The organism is Pseudomonas sp. 2835 (genome assembly GCF_050435905.1).
Classification (GTDB): Bacteria; Pseudomonadota; Gammaproteobacteria; order Pseudomonadales; family Pseudomonadaceae; genus Aquipseudomonas.
This window is the reverse complement of the sequence record NZ_JBNDLE010000021.1, coordinates 75,775-91,127: the sequence shown is the minus strand read 5'-3', so window position 1 is coordinate 91,127 and position 15,353 is coordinate 75,775. Positions and strand designations below refer to the sequence as shown.

The window sequence follows — 15,353 nt, the reverse complement described above, 5'->3', positions numbered from 1 at the left end:
CGTAGGTGCCTGTAGGGGCGGTGCGCAGCACCTTCGGCGGCAGCCGAAGACGCGAGATGTAGACTTGCGAAGCAAGTCGTAGGCCGCGATGCCCCTGGAAGGTGCCGTAGTGAGGGGACCCGAAGCGCAGCGTAGGGCCGTATGCAGGAGCAAGCGGTTTTGCCTACTTTTTCCCAAGAGAAAAGTAGGCCGCCGTAAAGGCGGAAGGGGCCGGCAGCCGCACCACAACGAATGGATAAGCTCGCGACCGCGACCGGTCCCTCACACACAACAAAAAGCCCCACCCGAAGGTGAGGCCCTTGTCTCGCAATCTTGTTTACAGGAACACAAACTTGGCAATGAAGATCGCCGTCAGCACCCACAGGCTTGCCGAGATCTCCTTGTAGCGCCCGGTTCCGGCCTTGAGCACCACATAGGTGATAAAGCCCAGGGCGATGCCGTCGGCGACCGAGAAGGTCAGCGGCATCATGATCGCGGTGACGATCGCCGGGATGCTGTCGGTGGCTTCATCCCAGTTGATGTGCGCCATGCTGCCCATCATCAGCATCGCCACGTAGATCAGCGCGCCAGCTGTGGCGTAGGCAGGAATCATCCCGGCCAGCGGGGCGAAGAACATCGCAGCGATGAAGAACAGGCCGACCACCACCGCCGTCAGCCCTGTACGGCCACCGGCGGCGACACCTGCCGCACTTTCTACATAACTGGTCACTGGCGGTACGCCGACCACGGCACCGAACACGCTCGAGGCGCTGTCTGCTTTAAGCGCCCGCGACAGGTTTTCGATGCGCCCGTCGGCATTCACCAGATTCGCCCGTTGTGCCACGCCCATCAGGGTGCCGGCGGTATCGAACATGTGCACGAAGAGGAAGGCAAACACCACGGCGATCATGCTGACGTTGAACACCCCGGCGACATCCATGGCCATCCAGGTCGGCGCCAGACTCGGCGGCAGCGAGAACAAGCCGCCGTACTCGACCAGGCCCAGCCCCCAGCCGGCGAGGGTGACGCTGATGATGCTGATCAGGATCGCGCCGAACACCCGGTGGTAGCTGAGCACTGCGATCATCAAAAAGCAGATCGCCGCCAGCAGCGGGCCGGGCTCGTGCAACGAGCCGAGCTTGATCAGGGTCGCCGGGCTGTCGACGACAATCCCTGCGGTTTTAAGACCGATCAGTCCGAGGAACAATCCGACGCCGGCACCCATGGCATGGCGCAGGCTGACTGGAATGCTGTTAAGCAGCCATTCGCGCACCCGCGACAAGGTCAGCAGCATGAACAGCACCCCGGAGACGAACACCGCGCCCAGCGCAGCTTCCCAGGTGTAGCCCATGGTCCCGACCACGGTGTAGGTAAAGAAGGCGTTCAGGCCCATGCCCGGTGCCAGGCCGACCGGCCAGTTGGCGTACAGGCCCATCAACAGGCAGCCGAGGGCGGCAGCGATGCAGGTGGCGACGAACGCCGCGCCGTGATCGATGCCGGCATCGGCCATGATGTTGGGGTTGACGAAGATGATGTAGGCCATGGTGATGAAGGTGGTCAACCCGGCGATCATCTCGGTTTTGACGGTGGTGCCATGTAGCTTGAGTTTGAAAATCCGCTCCAGCCAGCTCGTTTCGAGCGGTGGGGCAAGATCCAGCGTAGGGGCGTCGGATTTGCGGCTTTCCACAGCGTGTACTCCTCAAGTCTTTTCTTGTTTTCCAGAACCAGTCCTGCGCACGCACTGGGGGGCTCTGTGAGGCGGATGGGATGGCAGGCCACCGGACCGTTTGTTGACTTCTGGGTCAGGAAGTTGCACGGATGGATTATGCGTTTGTATACAAAGAATGCAAATAATGTTTTCGTTGTTGTGGCCAGATAATTTGCAGGGGTAGCTATAAAGGCTATCGGCACCTGCAGAAATCCCTGCGGCTGTGTACAATGTGCCAATACCTTAATCGTTTAATTTTCTTACCAGGACTTGCCATCGCCCCACTGGCTGGTATTACAGTCAGGGTCCGACTGGCGGATCTCCGTGCTCGAGTGCCCATGAACGAACAGCTGCAACCTCTCAAGAAACCAGTGCGCACCGGCAAGGCCGGTCGTAGCGGAACCCAGGACGATATCGTCTACGCGCACATTTTCGAGGCTATCCTCGAGCAGCGTCTGGCGCCGGGTACCAAGTTGAGCGAGGAAGCCCTGGGCGAGATCTTCGGCGTCAGCCGCACCATCATCCGTCGCGCGCTGTCGCGCCTGGCCCACGAAAGCGTGGTGCTGCTGCGGCCCAACCGCGGTGCGGTCGTGGCCAGCCCGACGGTCGAAGAGGCCCGCCAGGTGTTCTTCTCGCGGCGCATGGTCGAGCGCGCCATCACCGAGCTTGCGGTCGAGCACGCCACCGCCGAGCAACTCAACGAACTGCGCCAGATGGTCCGCGAGGAGCGCGACAGCTTCTCCCGTGGCGATCGCGGTGCCGGTATTCGCCTGTCCGGCGAGTTCCACCTGAAACTGGCGGAAGCGGCGGGCAATGCGCCCTTGATCAGCTTCCAGCGCAGCCTGGTATCGCAGACCTCGTTGATCATCGCCCAGTACGAAAGCGGCAACCGCTCGCACTGCTCCTACGACGAGCACATGCAACTGATCGACGCCATCGAGGCCCGTGACGTCAACCAGGCGGTGAGCCTGATGATGCACCACATGGACCACATCGACAGCAAGCTCAACCTCGACGAAGACAGCGCTTCGGATGACCTGCACGCGGTGTTCTCGCACCTGCTGCAAACCAAGAAGCGTGGTGGGGTTGCACCGCTCAAGGGTTGAAGGCCAGTAACATCAAATCGCGGGGCAAGCCCGCTCCCACAGAGCTCCTGTGGGAGCGGGCTTGCCCCGCGATGCGTTTCAGGCCACTGGCAGGTTATCCAGCCTCTGCTAGATTCTCACCTGATCCACCGCAAACCTTCATCAAGCAGTTGGGCTTGCGCGCTACGCGTAGAACTTCAACTACTTGAGGACAGGTATATGTCGATGCCCCTGAGCAAGCGCATGGGTGCTGAACTGATCGGGACGTTCTGGCTGGTGGTGGGTGGCTGCGGCAGTGCGGTGATCGCCGCCTCGTTCCCTATCGGCATCGGCCTGGTCGGGGTGGCCATGGCCTTCGGCCTGACCGTACTGACCATGGCATTCGCCATCGGCCACATTTCCGGATGCCACCTGAACCCCGCGGTGTCGCTCGGGCTGGTGGTGGGTGGGCGGTTTCCGCTCAAGGACCTGCTGCCCTACGTCATTGCCCAGGTGATCGGGGCGATTCTCGGTGCGGCGGTAATCTACTTCATTGCCAGCGGCAAGGCCGGTTTCGAGTTGTCGGCGGGGCTTGCGTCCAACGGCTATGCCGATCACTCTCCCGGTGGCTACTCATTGGCGGCAGGTTTTGCCAGCGAAGTGGTGATGACCGCGATGTTCATCCTGATCATCATGGGCGCCACCGACAGCCGTGCCCCGGCGGGCTTTGCGCCGATTGCCATCGGCCTGGCCCTGACCCTGATCCACCTGATATCGATTCCGGTCACCAACACTTCGGTGAACCCTGCGCGCAGCACCGGGCCGGCGCTATTTGTCGGTGGCTGGGCGCTGCAGCAGCTGTGGCTGTTCTGGGTGGCGCCGCTGATCGGGGCGGTGATCGGCGGCGCGCTGTACAAGGGGCTGTTCCGCGAGCCTTAGCGCTGATGCACGCAGCGCCCGGCAGCGAAGGTCTGCTTGACGGTGCGGTCATCGCCCAGGGTCATCAGCACGAACAGCGTCTCGTCGATGCTGTTCGACTGTTGGATGCGATAGTCCATCAGCGCCGTGGCCTTGTAGTCGAGGACCACGAAGTCGGCATCGTTGCCCGGTTGCAGGCTGCCGATACGATCGTCCAGGCTCAGTGCTCGAGCGCCGCCCAGGGTTGCCAGGTACAGTGACTTGAACGGGCTCAGGCGCGCGCCCTGCAACTGCATGACCTTGTAGGCTTCGTTCAGGGTGTTGAGCAGCGAGAAGCTGGTGCCGGCGCCGACGTCGGTGCCCAGGCCCACCTTGACCTTGAATTTCTCGGCCTGCGGCAGGTTGAACAGGCCGCTGCCGAGGAACAGGTTGGAGGTCGGGCAGAAGGCCACGGCCGAGCCGGTCTCGGCCAGGCGCTGGCATTCGTCGTCGCACAGGTGCACGCCGTGGGCGAACACCGAGCGTTGGCCGAGCAGCTTGTAGTGATCGTAGACGTCGAGGTAGCCCTTGCGTTCCGGGAAAAGCGCCTTGACCCAGTCGATTTCCTTGAGGTTTTCGCTCAGGTGGGTGTGCATGTACAGGTCGGGGTATTCGCCCAGCAACTGGCCGGCCAGGGTCAGTTGCTCCGGGGTGCTGGTTGGTGCAAAACGCGGGGTCACTGCGTAGTGCAGGCGGCCCTTGCCATGCCAGCGCTCGATCAGCGCCTTGCTCTCGACGTAGCCGGATTCGGCGGTGTCGGTCAGGTAGTCCGGGGCGTTGCGGTCCATCATCACCTTGCCGGCGATCATCCGCAGGTCCAGGCGCTCGGCTTCTTCGAAGAAGGCATTGACCGATTCCGGGTGCACGCTGCCGAACACCAGGGCGGTGGTGGTGCCGTTGCGCAGTAGTTCCTCGACGAAGATTTTCGCGACCTTGTCGGCATGCGCCTTGTCGGCGAACTGCTTCTCGCAGGGGAAGGTGTAGGTGTTGAGCCAGTCCAGCAACTGCTCACCGTAGGAACCGATCATGCCGGTCTGCGGGAAATGGATATGGGTGTCGATAAAGCCCGGGGTGATCAGGGCATCCTGGTAATGCTCGACCTCGATGTCGGCGGCCAGGGTCGGCAACAGGTCGCGGGCATGGCCCAGGGCGCTGATCTTGCCGTTGTCGATTAGCAGCAGGCCGTCTTCGAAATACTCATAGGAGGCTTCGACGCCCACGTCGGCAGGGTCGGCGATGCTGTGCAGGATGGCGGCACGGTAGGCTTTGCGGGTTGCGCTCATAGGGCTCTCGTCATATGGCTTGGCTGCGCCGTGATGGCGGCAGCAATTGGGCAATGGGGCCGGCGTTGGCAGCGTTGTTGTGCTGGCCAAAGCTTGCGTTGTAGGTGGCAATGATTTCTGCGGCGATCGACACGGCAATCTCGATCGGCAGCTTGCCCTTGACCTCGGCGATACCCATCGGGCAACGCATGCGCTGCAGGCGCTCCTCGGCAAAGCCGCGCTCACGCAGGCGGTGCTCGAACTTGACGCGTTTGGTCTTCGAGCCGATCAGGCCGAACCAGGTGAAGTCATTGCGCTTGAGGATCGCTGCGGTCAGTTCCAGATCCAGTTGATGGTTATGGGTCATGACGATGCAGTAGCTGCCAGCGGGCAGCTCATCGACTTCATCCACCGGCTCTTCACTGACGATCTTGCTGACCCCGGCGGGAATGCGCTCGGGGAATTCCTGCTCGCGCGAATCAATCCAGCGCACCTTGCAGGGCAGGGCGGCGAGCAAGGGTACCAGAGCGCGGCCGACATGGCCTGCGCCGAACACGGCAATCTGCGCCTGTACCTGGCCCATCGGCTCGAACAGCAGCACGGTGGCACCGCCGCAGCACTGGCCGAGGCTGGCGCCGAGACTGAAGCGTTCCAGGTGCGGCGCTTCACGGCGCTCGGCGAGCATCTGCCGGGCGATGTGCATGGCCTTGTATTCCAGGTGGCCGCCGCCGATGGTGTCGAACAGTTGCTCGGCGCTGACGACCATTTTCGAGCCGGCGTTGCGCGGCGTCGAGCCGCGCTCTTCGATGATCGTCACCAGTACGCAGGGCTCGCCGCGGGACTGCAGGTCGGACAGGGCGTTGATCCAGGTGTGCATGTTCAGTTACCTATGTGGTGCCTGTTCTGGCCTCATCGCTGGCAAGCCAGCTCCCACAGGTCCGGTGTACACAGATCCTGTGGGAGCTGGCTTGCCAGCGATAGCGGACTCACGGTGTCACTGTCTCAACCTCGGCAGCAGCCTGTTGCGCCGCCAGCGCCTTGCGCATCTGCTCGCAACCCCAGAGCACCCGCTCCGGCGTCGCCGGCGCATCGATCAGCGGATGCACGCGGTAGTCGCCAAGGCTCGCCACGGCATCCTTGATCGCACACCAGGCGGCGATGCCGAGCATGAACGGCGGCTCGCCCACGGCCTTGGAATGGAACACCGTGTCTTCCGGGTTCTTGCGGTTTTCCACCAGCTTGACGCGCAGATCCACCGGCATGTCGGCCACCGCCGGGATCTTGTAGCTGGCCGGGCCGTTGGTCATCAGCTTGCCCTTGGCGTTCCACACCAGCTCTTCGGTGGTCAGCCAGCCCATGCCCTGGATAAAACCGCCCTCGACCTGGCCGATGTCGATGGCCGGGTTCAGCGAGGCGCCGACGTCGTGCAGGATGTCGGTGCGCAGCATCTTGTACTCGCCGGTCAGGGTGTCGACGATCACTTCGGCGCAGGCCGCGCCAAAGGCGAAGTAGTAGAACGGTCGGCCACGCGCCTGGCTGCGGTCGTAGTAGATCTTCGGGGTCTTGTAGAAACCGGTGCTCGACAGCGACACCTGGGCGAAATACGCCTGCTGTACCAGCGCTTCGAAGCTGAGGATTTCATCGCGCACGCGCACATGACCGTTGCGGAACTCGACGTCCTCTTCGCTGACCTTGTACTGGCGCGCGGCAAATTCGGTCAGGCGCTGCTTGAGGATCTCGGCGGCATTCTGCGCTGCCTTGCCGTTCAGGTCGGCGCCGCTGGAGGCCGCGGTCGGCGAGGTGTTGGGCACCTTGTCGGTGTTGGTCGCGGTGATCTGGATGCGCTGAAAATCCACCTGGAACACTTCGGCCACCACCTGCGCGACCTTGGTGTTCAGGCCCTGGCCCATTTCGGTGCCACCGTGGTTCAGGTGAATGCTGCCATCGGTATAAATATGCACCAGGGCGCCGGCCTGGTTGAGGAAGCTGGCGGTGAACGAGATGCCGAATTTTACCGGGGTCAGCGCCAGGCCTTTCTTGAGGATCGGGCTGTTGGCGTTGAAGCGGCGGATCGATTCGCGGCGCTCGGCATAGTCACTGCTGGCTTCGAGCTCGGCGGTGATCTCTTCGAGCATGTTGTGCTCGACGGTCTGGTAGTAGTGGGTGACGTTGCGCTCGGTCTTGCCGTAGTAGTTGGCCTTGCGCACTGCCAGCGGGTCAAGGGCCAGGTGGCGGGCGATATGGTCCATGACCTCTTCGATGGCGACCATGCCTTGCGGGCCGCCGAAGCCACGGTAGGCAGTATTGGAGGCGGTATTGGTCTTGCAGCGGTGGCCGTGGATGGTGGCATCGCCGAGGTAATAGGCGTTGTCGGCGTGGAACATTGCACGGTCGACGATCGAGGCCGAGAGGTCCGGCGAGCAGCCGCAGTTGCCGGCCAGGTCGAAATTGATGCCATGCAGGCGGCCGTTGTCATCGAAACCGACGTCGTACTCGATATAGAACGGGTGGCGCTTGCCGGTCATCAGCATGTCCTCGACCCGTGGCAGGCGCATCTTGGTCGGTTGGCCGGTGAGGTGGGCGATGACCGCGCACAGGCAGGCGGGGCTGGCCGCCTGGGTTTCCTTGCCGCCAAAACCGCCGCCCATGCGACGCATGTCGACGACGATGTTGTTCATCGGCACGTCGAGCACTTCGGCCACCAGCTTCTGCACTTCGGTGGGGTTCTGGGTCGAGCAGTAGACGATCATCCCGCCGTCTTCGGTGGGCATCACCGAGGAGATCTGGGTTTCCAGGTAGAAGTGCTCCTGGCCGCCGATGTGCAGGGTGCCTTGCAGGCGGTGCGGGGCGCTGGCCAGGGCGCTGACCGAATCGCCGCGCTGGTGGGTGTGGCTGTCGAGCACGAAGTGCTTCTTGCGCAGCGCCTCGACCACGTCCAGCACCGGCTCCAGGTCTTCGTACTCGATGATCGCGGCCATGGCCGCGCGGCGCGCGGTATCCAGGTCACGGGCAGCGACGGCAACCACCGGCTGGCCGACGAATTCGACGGTGTCGATCGCCAGTAGCGGGTCGCCGGGCAGCAGCGGGCCGATGTCCTTGAGGCCCGGCACATCTTCATGGGTGATGGCGATGCGCACGCCCTCGAAGGCGTAACAGGGGCGGGTGTCGATGCTCAACACCCGGGCGTGGGCGCGATCTGACAGGCGCGCATACACATGCAGCTGGTTGGGAAATTCCAGACGGTCATCGATGTACACCGCTTCGCCGGACACATGTTTGTCGGCACTGTCGTGCTTGAGGCTGCGGCCGACTCCGGTGGTCAGGTCCTGGCTGAACAGTTCTGCCATTTCGGCCTGGCTTTTGGCGACGTGATGGTTAGACATAAGCGGTCACCCGAGTTTCGATGTGCGGCGTTTGCAGTTCGATGAAGTATTTGCGCAGCAGGTTCTGCGCGCTGAGCAGGCGGTACTCCTTGCTCGCGCGAAAATCCGAGAGCGGCGTGAAGTCCTCGGCCAGGGCCTGGCAGGCGCGTTCGACGCTGGCCTGGTTCCAGGCCTTGCCGACCAGCGCCGCTTCGCAGGCGCGGGCGCGCTTGGGGATCGCCGCCATGCCGCCGAAGGCGATGCGCGCCGCCGCGACAACACCGTTCTCGATACGCAGGTTGAACGCCGCGCAGACTGCCGAGATGTCGTCGTCCAGGCGCTTGGACACCTTGTAGGCGCGAAACGCCCAGTCGGCGCGGGCCCGTGGCACGATGATCTTCTCGATGAACTCACTTTCCTGGCGCGCCGTGATGCGGTAATCGATGAAGTAGTCTTCCAGGGCCAGGGTGCGGGTGTTGTCACCTTTGCGCAGGACGATCTGCGCATCCAGGGCAATCAGCAGGGGCGGCGAGTCGCCGATTGGCGAGGCATTGCCGATGTTGCCGCCCAGGGTGCCCTGGTTGCGGATCTGCAGCGAGGCGAAGCGGTGCAGCAGCTCGCCGAAGTCCGGGTATTCGCGGCTCAGGGCGTCGTAGCAGTCGGTCAGCGGCGTGGCCGCGCCGATTTCCAGGTGCTCGGCTTGAGTGTCGATGCGCTTGAGTTCGGCGACGTTGCCGACATAGATCATCACCGGCAGGGTCTTGTGGAACTGGGTGACTTCCAGCGCCAGGTCGGTGCCGCCGGCGAGCAAGCGGGCTTCGGGGTGCGAGCCGTACAGCTCGGCCAGGTCGGCCACGGTCAGCGGCACCAGGCAGCGCTTGTCGCCGCTGTTGAGCTCGCCGGTTTCGCTCGGGGCGATGGCGTTGAGGCGGGCGATGGTCTGGGCTTCGCTGCTATCGAACTGATCAGGCCTGGCCTGGCAGCAGGACTGCTCGGCAGCGGCGAGGATAGGCCGGTAACCGGTGCAACGGCAAAGGTTGCCGGCCAGGGCTTCCTGGGCTTTGTGCAAATCGGGTGCATCGCTGTTCTTTTGCAGGGCGAACAGCGACATGACAAAGCCCGGAGTACAGAAGCCGCATTGCGAGCCGTGGCAATCGGCCATGGCCTGCTGCACGCTGTGCAGCTTGCCCTGGTGCTTGAGGCCTTCGACGCTGATCAACTGTTTGCCGTGCAGCGAGGAGACAAAAGTCAGGCAGGAGTTGAGACTGCGGTAGCGAATGTGCTCGCGGCCGTCCTCGCCCTGGGCCAGCTCGCCGACCACTACGGTGCAAGCGCCACAATCGCCGCTGGCGCAGCCTTCCTTGGTACCGGACTTGCCCAGGTGTTCACGAAGATACTCAAGCACGGTCAGGTTGGGGTCCAGGGCATGCTCACTGCGCAGCTCCTGGTTAAGTAGAAACTGGATCACGGGAAGGCCTCACAAGCGACTTATTGTTGTTGAGCGGACTGTAAGCAGACTTGATTTTTAGGTCAACAATTTTCTGACCTTTGGGTCAGGAAATTTCTCGTGGCGCTTCCGCCCTTTCACAGGTGCTCTGTTATGAGCATAGTTGGCCCTGCGTGATCCGAATCTTTTGCGCCAATCGTGCCAACTTCTGCTGCATGGCCACTGCGCGGCGCGGGGGCAAGTGCGCTACAATTCGGCGCTTGTGCACAGTTCAATGATTTTGAAGGAAAACCATGACGTTCAAGGCGCCGGACAGCCTCTCCGAGCAAATTGCCCATTACCTGGCCGAGCGGATCATCCGCGGCGAGCTCAAGCCCGCCGAGCGGATCCAGGAGCAGAAGGTCACCCAGGCATTGAATGTCAGCCGTGGGTCGGTGCGCGAGGCGCTGCTGATCCTCGAACGCCGCCACCTGGTGACCATCCTGCCGCGTCGTGGCGCCCATGTGACCGAGCTCAATGAGCATAATGTGCGCAGCCTGTGCACGCTGATGGGTGAGTTGTACAACCTGCTCGGCAATGCCGTGGCCCTGAACTGGCGTAACGATGGCGACCTGCTGCCGTTCCTCAAGATCCAGCAGCGCCTGACCGGCGCGTTCGAGCGCCAGGACATCCGCGCCTTCGTCGACGAAAGCTTCGCGGTGATGCGCGCCGCCTATCCGTTTGCCAACAACCCCTACCTGCAGGAAACCGTCGAGAACCTGCAGCCGGCCATGAGTCGTACCTATTACCTGGCGCTGGACCAGCGCAAGGCCAACATGAACGACTTCCTGGTGCTGTTTGCCAACCTGCTCGAAGCTGTGGTGGCCCGAGACCAGCTGCGCATCCGCACGGTGCTGGCCGAGTACTGCCAGCGCAGCTGCGAGCTGGTGCTGGCGGCGCTGGCGACTGCCTGAGCATGCGCTTAAAGTGCATTCGCCTGGCCGGGTTCAAGTCGTTCGTCGACCCGACCACGGTCAACTTCCCCAGCAACATGGCCGCCGTGGTTGGCCCCAATGGCTGCGGCAAGTCCAACATCATCGATGCGGTGCGCTGGGTGATGGGCGAAAGTTCGGCAAAAAACCTGCGTGGCGAGTCGATGACCGACGTCATCTTCAATGGCTCGACCAGCCGCAAGCCGGTGAGCCAGGCCAGCATCGAACTGGTCTTCGACAACTCCGACAGTACCCTGGTCGGTGAATACGCGGCGTATGCGGAAATCTCCATTCGCCGCAAGGTGACCCGCGACGGGCAGAACACCTATTACCTCAACGGCGCCAAATGCCGGCGCCGGGACATTACCGATATCTTCCTCGGCACCGGCCTGGGCCCGCGCAGTTATTCGATCATCGAGCAGGGGATGATCTCCAAGCTGATCGAAGCCAAGCCCGAAGACCTGCGCAATTTCATCGAAGAAGCGGCGGGCATCTCCAAGTACAAGGAGCGCCGGCGCGAGACCGAGAACCGCATCCGCCGTACCCACGAGAACCTCGAACGCCTGACCGACCTGCGCGAAGAGCTTGAGCGCCAGCTCGAACGCCTGCACCGCCAGGCCCAGGCGGCCGAGAAGTACAAGGAATATAAAGCCGAGGAACGTCAGCTCAAGGCGCAACTGGCCGCGCTGCGCTGGCAGGCCCTGAACGATCAGGTGGCCCAGCGCGAAGCGGTGATCGGTGACCAGGAAGTGGCCTTCGAGGCCCTGGTGGCCGAACAGCGCAATGCTGATGCCAGCATCGAGCGCCTGCGTGATGGCCATCATGAGCTGTCCGAGCGCTTCAACCTGGTGCAGGGGCGTTTCTATTCGGTTGGCGGCGATATCGCCCGGGTCGAGCAGAGCATCCAGCACGGCCAGCAGCGCTTGCGCCAGTTGCAGGATGACTTCAAGGAAGCCGAGCGCGCGCGTCTGGAGACCGAGTCGCACCTGGGCCACGACCGCACCATGCTCGCCACCCTGGGCGAAGAGCTGCAGATGCTCGAACCCGAGCAGGAACTGACCCTGGCTGCCGCCGAAGAGGCCGCCGCCACCCTGGAAGACGCCGAAACCACCATGCACGGCTGGCAGGAGCAGTGGGACAGCTTCAACACCCGCTCGGCCGAGCCGCGGCGCCAGGCCGAAGTGCAGCAGGCGCGCATCCAGCAGCTGGAAACCAGCCTCGAGCGCCTGGCCGAGCGCCAGCGCAAGCTCGGCGAAGAGCGCGACCAGCTCAGCGCCGACCCGGAAGACGCAGCCATCCTTGAGCTGGGTGAGCAGGTGGCGACCAGCGAGTTGCTGCTCGAAGAACTTCAGATAGAAGAGCTGCAGGTGGTCGAGCAGCTCGAAGCCCTGCGCGAAGAGCTACAGCAGGCGGTGCAGGCCCAGCAGCAAGCCCAGGGTGAATTGCAGCGCCTGGGCGGCCGCCTGGCCTCACTCGAAGCCTTGCAACAGGCAGCGCTCGACCCCGGCACCGGCACCGCGCAATGGCTGCGCGAGCAGGGTCTGGACCAGCGTCCGCGCCTGGCCGAAGGCTTGCGCGTTGAGCCGGGTTGGGAGCTTGCGGTGGAAACCGTACTGGGCGCCGATCTGCAGGCGGTGCTGGTCGACGATTTCAGCGCCCTGGACCTGGGCGCCTTCGAGCAGGGCGAGCTGCGCCTGCTCGACAGCCGTGGCGAAGGATTGCGCATTGCCGGTAGCCTGCTCGACAAGGTCGAGGGACGCATCGATCTGGCGCCCTGGCTCGGCCAGGTCAAACCGGTCGAGAGCCTCGAACAGGCTCTGGCCTTGCGTGCTCAACTGGCTGATGGGCAAAGCCTGATCAGCCGCGACGGTTACTGGGTTGGCCGGCACTTTTTGCGCGTCAGCCGTGCCAGCGACGCCCAGGGCGGCGTGCTCGCCCGTGGCCAGGAGCTGGAGCGCCTGGGCCAGGAGCTGCAAGCGCATGAAGCGGCGCTGGAACTGCTGGAAACCAGATTGCAGGAACTGCGCGAGCAGCAACAAGAACTGGAAGAGCGCCGTGAGCAATTGCGTCGCCGCGCCCAGGACGAAGCCCGTCAGCAAAGCGAGCTCAACGCCAGGCTCTCGGCCGGCAAGGCTCGCGCTGAGCAGTTGAGCTTGCGCCGTCGCCGGCTGGAAGAAGAGCTTGCCGAGCTGCTCGAACAGCGCAGCCTCGAACACGAAAACCTTGGCGAGTCGCGCCTGCAACTGCAGGAAGCCCTCGATCTGATGGCCCAGGACACCGAGCAGCGCGAATTGCTGCTGGCCCAGCGCGACAGCCTGCGCGAGCGCCTCGACCGGGTGCGCCAGGAGGCCCGCCAGCACAAGGATCACGGCCATCAGTTGGCCGTACGCCTGGGTTCGCTGCGCGCCCAGCATGATTCCACCCGCCAGGCCCTGGAGCGCCTGGAGCTGCAATCGGAGCGCCTGAGCGAGAAGCGCGAACAGCTCACTCTGAACCTGGAGGAGGGCGAGGCGCCGCTGGAAGAGCTGCGCCTCAAGCTTGAAGAGCTGCTGGAAAAGCGCATGAGCGTCGACGACGAGATGCGACAGGCACGCCTGCACATGGACGAAGCCGACCGCGAGCTGCGTGACGCCGAAAAACGCCGCACCCAGGCCGAACAGCAATCGCAGCTGCTGCGTGGCCAGCTCGAGCAGCACCGCCTGGAGTGGCAAGGCTTGAGCGTGCGGCGCAAGACTTTGCAGGAGCAACTGCATGCCGACGGTTACGATCTGGACGGAGTGCTGGCGACTCTGGGCGAGCAGGCCAGCGAGCAGGAAGCCGAACAGGAGCTCGAGCGCATCGATGCGCGCATCCAACGCCTGGGCGCGATCAACCTGGCGGCCATCGACGAGTACCAGCAGCAGTCCGAACGCAAGCGCTACCTGGATGCCCAGGACGCCGATCTGGTCGAAGCCCTGGACACCCTCGAGAACGTCATTCGCAAGATCGACAAGGAAACCCGCAACCGCTTCAAGGATACCTTTGATCAGATAAATGCCGGATTACAGGCACTTTTCCCAAAAGTTTTCGGTGGCGGCAGCGCTTATCTGGAACTGACGGGCGAAGATCTACTCGATACAGGGGTGACAATCATGGCGCGGCCACCGGGCAAGAAGAACAGCACCATTCACCTGCTCTCGGGCGGTGAGAAAGCGCTGACCGCCCTGGCCCTGGTATTTGCCATTTTCAAGTTGAACCCGGCACCGTTCTGCATGCTCGATGAAGTCGATGCGCCACTGGACGATGCCAACGTCGGGCGTTACGCCCGGCTGGTGAAAGAGATGAGCCAGACGGTGCAGTTCATCTACATCACCCACAACAAGATCGCCATGGAGATGGCCGATCAACTGATGGGCGTGACCATGCATGAACCGGGTTGTTCACGGCTGGTGGCGGTGGATGTGGAGGAGGCGATGGCCATGGTCGACGCCTGATTCGAGGCAATAAGGCGCGAACTTGCGGTAAATGGCCCTGTCAGTTGCGACAGACGGTGTAAAGTTATCTTTGGTCGTGCTAGCTTAATGTCACTTATTTTTTTGCGTGGGTAAAACGCCTGTCAGAACATAGAGTTGGCGCCACGTTTTAAAGGGGTTTAAACCCTTTATTTTTCAGCATTTTTTACAGAGGCACGGGATTACATGGAAATCGGTCTGCGCGAGTGGCTGATCGTCATCGGCATTATTGTCATTGCCGGTATTCTTTTCGACGGCTGGCGCCGCATGCGCGGCGGCAAGGGCAAGTTGAAATTCCGTCTGGACCGCAGCTTTTCCAACCTGCCGGACGATGACAGCACACCTGAAGTGATCGGCGAGCCACGCGTGCTCGACACCCACAAGGAGCCGGCGCTGGACGAGCACGACCTGCCGTCGATGAGTGCCGGGCGTGACCGTGAGCGTGAACCCAAGGTTGGCAAGAACAAGCGCAACAAGCGCGGCAACGAGCCCCAGCAGGGCGACCTGAACCTGGCCGCCGAGCCGCGAGAGCCTGATCTGTTCGGCAATGCAGACGATGACTTCCCGGACGAAAGCCCGAAAACCAGCGGCTATGGTTCGATTGCCGACAAAGACCTGCCGCCGGTTGAAGAAGTGCTGGTGATCAGCGTGATTTCCCGCGATGAAGGCGGCTTCAAAGGCCCGGCATTGCTGCAGAACATTCTCGAAAGCGGCCTGCGTTTCGGTGAAATGGACATCTTCCACCGTCACGAAAGCATGGCCGGTAATGGCGAAGTGCTGTTCTCGATGGCCAACGCGGTCAAGCCAGGCGTGTTCGACCTCGACGACATCGATCACTTCAGCACCCGCGCGGTGAGCTTCTTCCTCGGCCTGCCAGGCCCGCGTCATCCCAAGCAGGCCTTCGACGTGATGGTGGCGGCAGCGCGCAAGCTGGCCCACGAACTCAATGGCGAGCTCAAGGATGACCAGCGCAGCGTGATGACCGCGCAGACCATCGAGCATTACCGCCAGCGAATCGTCGAGTTCGAGCGCCGTGCGCTGACCCAGAAGCGCTAAGAGCATCGCCGGCAAGGCCGGCTCCCACTGTGGGAGCCGGCCTTGCCGGCGATGAA

Annotated in this window: 10 protein-coding genes; 5 read left to right on the top strand and 5 right to left on the bottom strand. The window is 62.9% G+C overall.

From position 1 onward, the window contains the following. Positions 1–316: 316 nt before the first annotated feature. Positions 317–1,666, bottom strand: a complete 1,350-nt coding sequence (locus ABIE20_RS23315; RefSeq protein ID WP_038996292.1) for an NCS2 family permease — start codon at positions 1,664–1,666, stop codon at positions 317–319. Between the two features lie 359 nt (positions 1,667–2,025). On the opposite strand from ABIE20_RS23315, the gene ABIE20_RS23310 reads away from it, so the two are divergent. Further along, on the top strand, positions 2,026–2,793 hold the full coding sequence (locus ABIE20_RS23310) for a GntR family transcriptional regulator (protein WP_036994364.1): 768 nt from the start codon (positions 2,026–2,028) through the stop codon (positions 2,791–2,793). A 198-nt stretch (positions 2,794–2,991) separates the two neighbouring features. Next, a complete protein-coding gene (aqpZ, locus tag ABIE20_RS23305; RefSeq protein WP_429507609.1) occupies positions 2,992–3,690 on the top strand; it encodes an aquaporin Z in 699 nt (232 codons plus the stop codon). On the opposite strand, the gene guaD is transcribed toward aqpZ, so the two are convergent. From guaD to xdhA, 4 genes are all read right to left on the bottom strand, one after another. After that, positions 3,687–4,991: a guanine deaminase gene (gene guaD / locus ABIE20_RS23300; protein ID WP_429507608.1), complete on the bottom strand. Its 1,305-nt coding sequence runs from the start codon at positions 4,989–4,991 to the stop codon at positions 3,687–3,689. The two genes, aqpZ and guaD, sit on opposite strands and share 4 nt — an antisense overlap. A 10-nt stretch (positions 4,992–5,001) precedes the next feature. Beyond that, a complete protein-coding gene (gene xdhC / locus ABIE20_RS23295) occupies positions 5,002–5,847 on the bottom strand; it encodes a xanthine dehydrogenase accessory protein XdhC (RefSeq protein ID WP_429507607.1) in 846 nt (281 codons plus the stop codon). Between the two features lie 109 nt (positions 5,848–5,956). Further along, positions 5,957–8,353, bottom strand: coding sequence for a xanthine dehydrogenase molybdopterin binding subunit (xdhB, locus tag ABIE20_RS23290; RefSeq protein WP_429507606.1), 2,397 nt, complete (start codon positions 8,351–8,353; stop codon positions 5,957–5,959). Continuing rightward, positions 8,346–9,800, bottom strand: coding sequence for a xanthine dehydrogenase small subunit (gene xdhA, locus ABIE20_RS23285; RefSeq protein ID WP_429507604.1), 1,455 nt, complete (start codon positions 9,798–9,800; stop codon positions 8,346–8,348). The genes xdhB and xdhA overlap by 8 nt, the downstream gene beginning before the upstream one ends. A 272-nt stretch (positions 9,801–10,072) precedes the next feature. On the opposite strand from xdhA, the gene ABIE20_RS23280 reads away from it, so the two are divergent. The 3 genes from ABIE20_RS23280 to zipA all read left to right on the top strand — a co-directional run bounded on the left by ABIE20_RS23280 (position 10,073) and on the right by zipA (position 15,297). Beyond that, the gene (locus ABIE20_RS23280; RefSeq protein ID WP_429507602.1) at positions 10,073–10,732 is read left to right on the top strand and encodes a GntR family transcriptional regulator; all 660 of its coding nucleotides are present in this window, start codon (positions 10,073–10,075) and stop codon (positions 10,730–10,732) included. Between the two features lie 2 nt (positions 10,733–10,734). After that, complete coding sequence (gene smc / locus ABIE20_RS23275) at positions 10,735–14,223, top strand: chromosome segregation protein SMC (protein ID WP_429507600.1); 3,489 nt, start codon at positions 10,735–10,737, stop codon at positions 14,221–14,223. A gap of 204 nt (positions 14,224–14,427) precedes the next feature. After that, complete coding sequence (gene zipA, locus ABIE20_RS23270) at positions 14,428–15,297, top strand: cell division protein ZipA (protein WP_429507598.1); 870 nt, start codon at positions 14,428–14,430, stop codon at positions 15,295–15,297. Positions 15,298–15,353: the final 56 nt, after the last annotated feature.

Bases quoted from the DNA above. Each gene is read 5' to 3' on its own strand.
- ABIE20_RS23310 (WP_036994364.1), top strand. From the start codon at position 2,026: ATGAACGAACAGCTGCAACCTCTCAAGAAACCAGTGCGCACCGGCAAG.
- aqpZ (WP_429507609.1), top strand. From the start codon at position 2,992: ATGTCGATGCCCCTGAGCAAGCGCATGGGTGCTGAACTGATCGGGACG.
- guaD (WP_429507608.1), bottom strand. From the start codon at position 4,991: ATGAGCGCAACCCGCAAAGCCTACCGTGCCGCCATCCTGCACAGCATC.
- xdhC (WP_429507607.1), bottom strand. From the start codon at position 5,847: ATGCACACCTGGATCAACGCCCTGTCCGACCTGCAGTCCCGCGGCGAG.
- xdhB (WP_429507606.1), bottom strand. From the start codon at position 8,353: ATGTCTAACCATCACGTCGCCAAAAGCCAGGCCGAAATGGCAGAACTG.
- ABIE20_RS23280 (WP_429507602.1), top strand. From the start codon at position 10,073: ATGACGTTCAAGGCGCCGGACAGCCTCTCCGAGCAAATTGCCCATTAC.
- smc (WP_429507600.1), top strand. From the start codon at position 10,735: ATGCGCTTAAAGTGCATTCGCCTGGCCGGGTTCAAGTCGTTCGTCGAC.
- zipA (WP_429507598.1), top strand. From the start codon at position 14,428: ATGGAAATCGGTCTGCGCGAGTGGCTGATCGTCATCGGCATTATTGTC.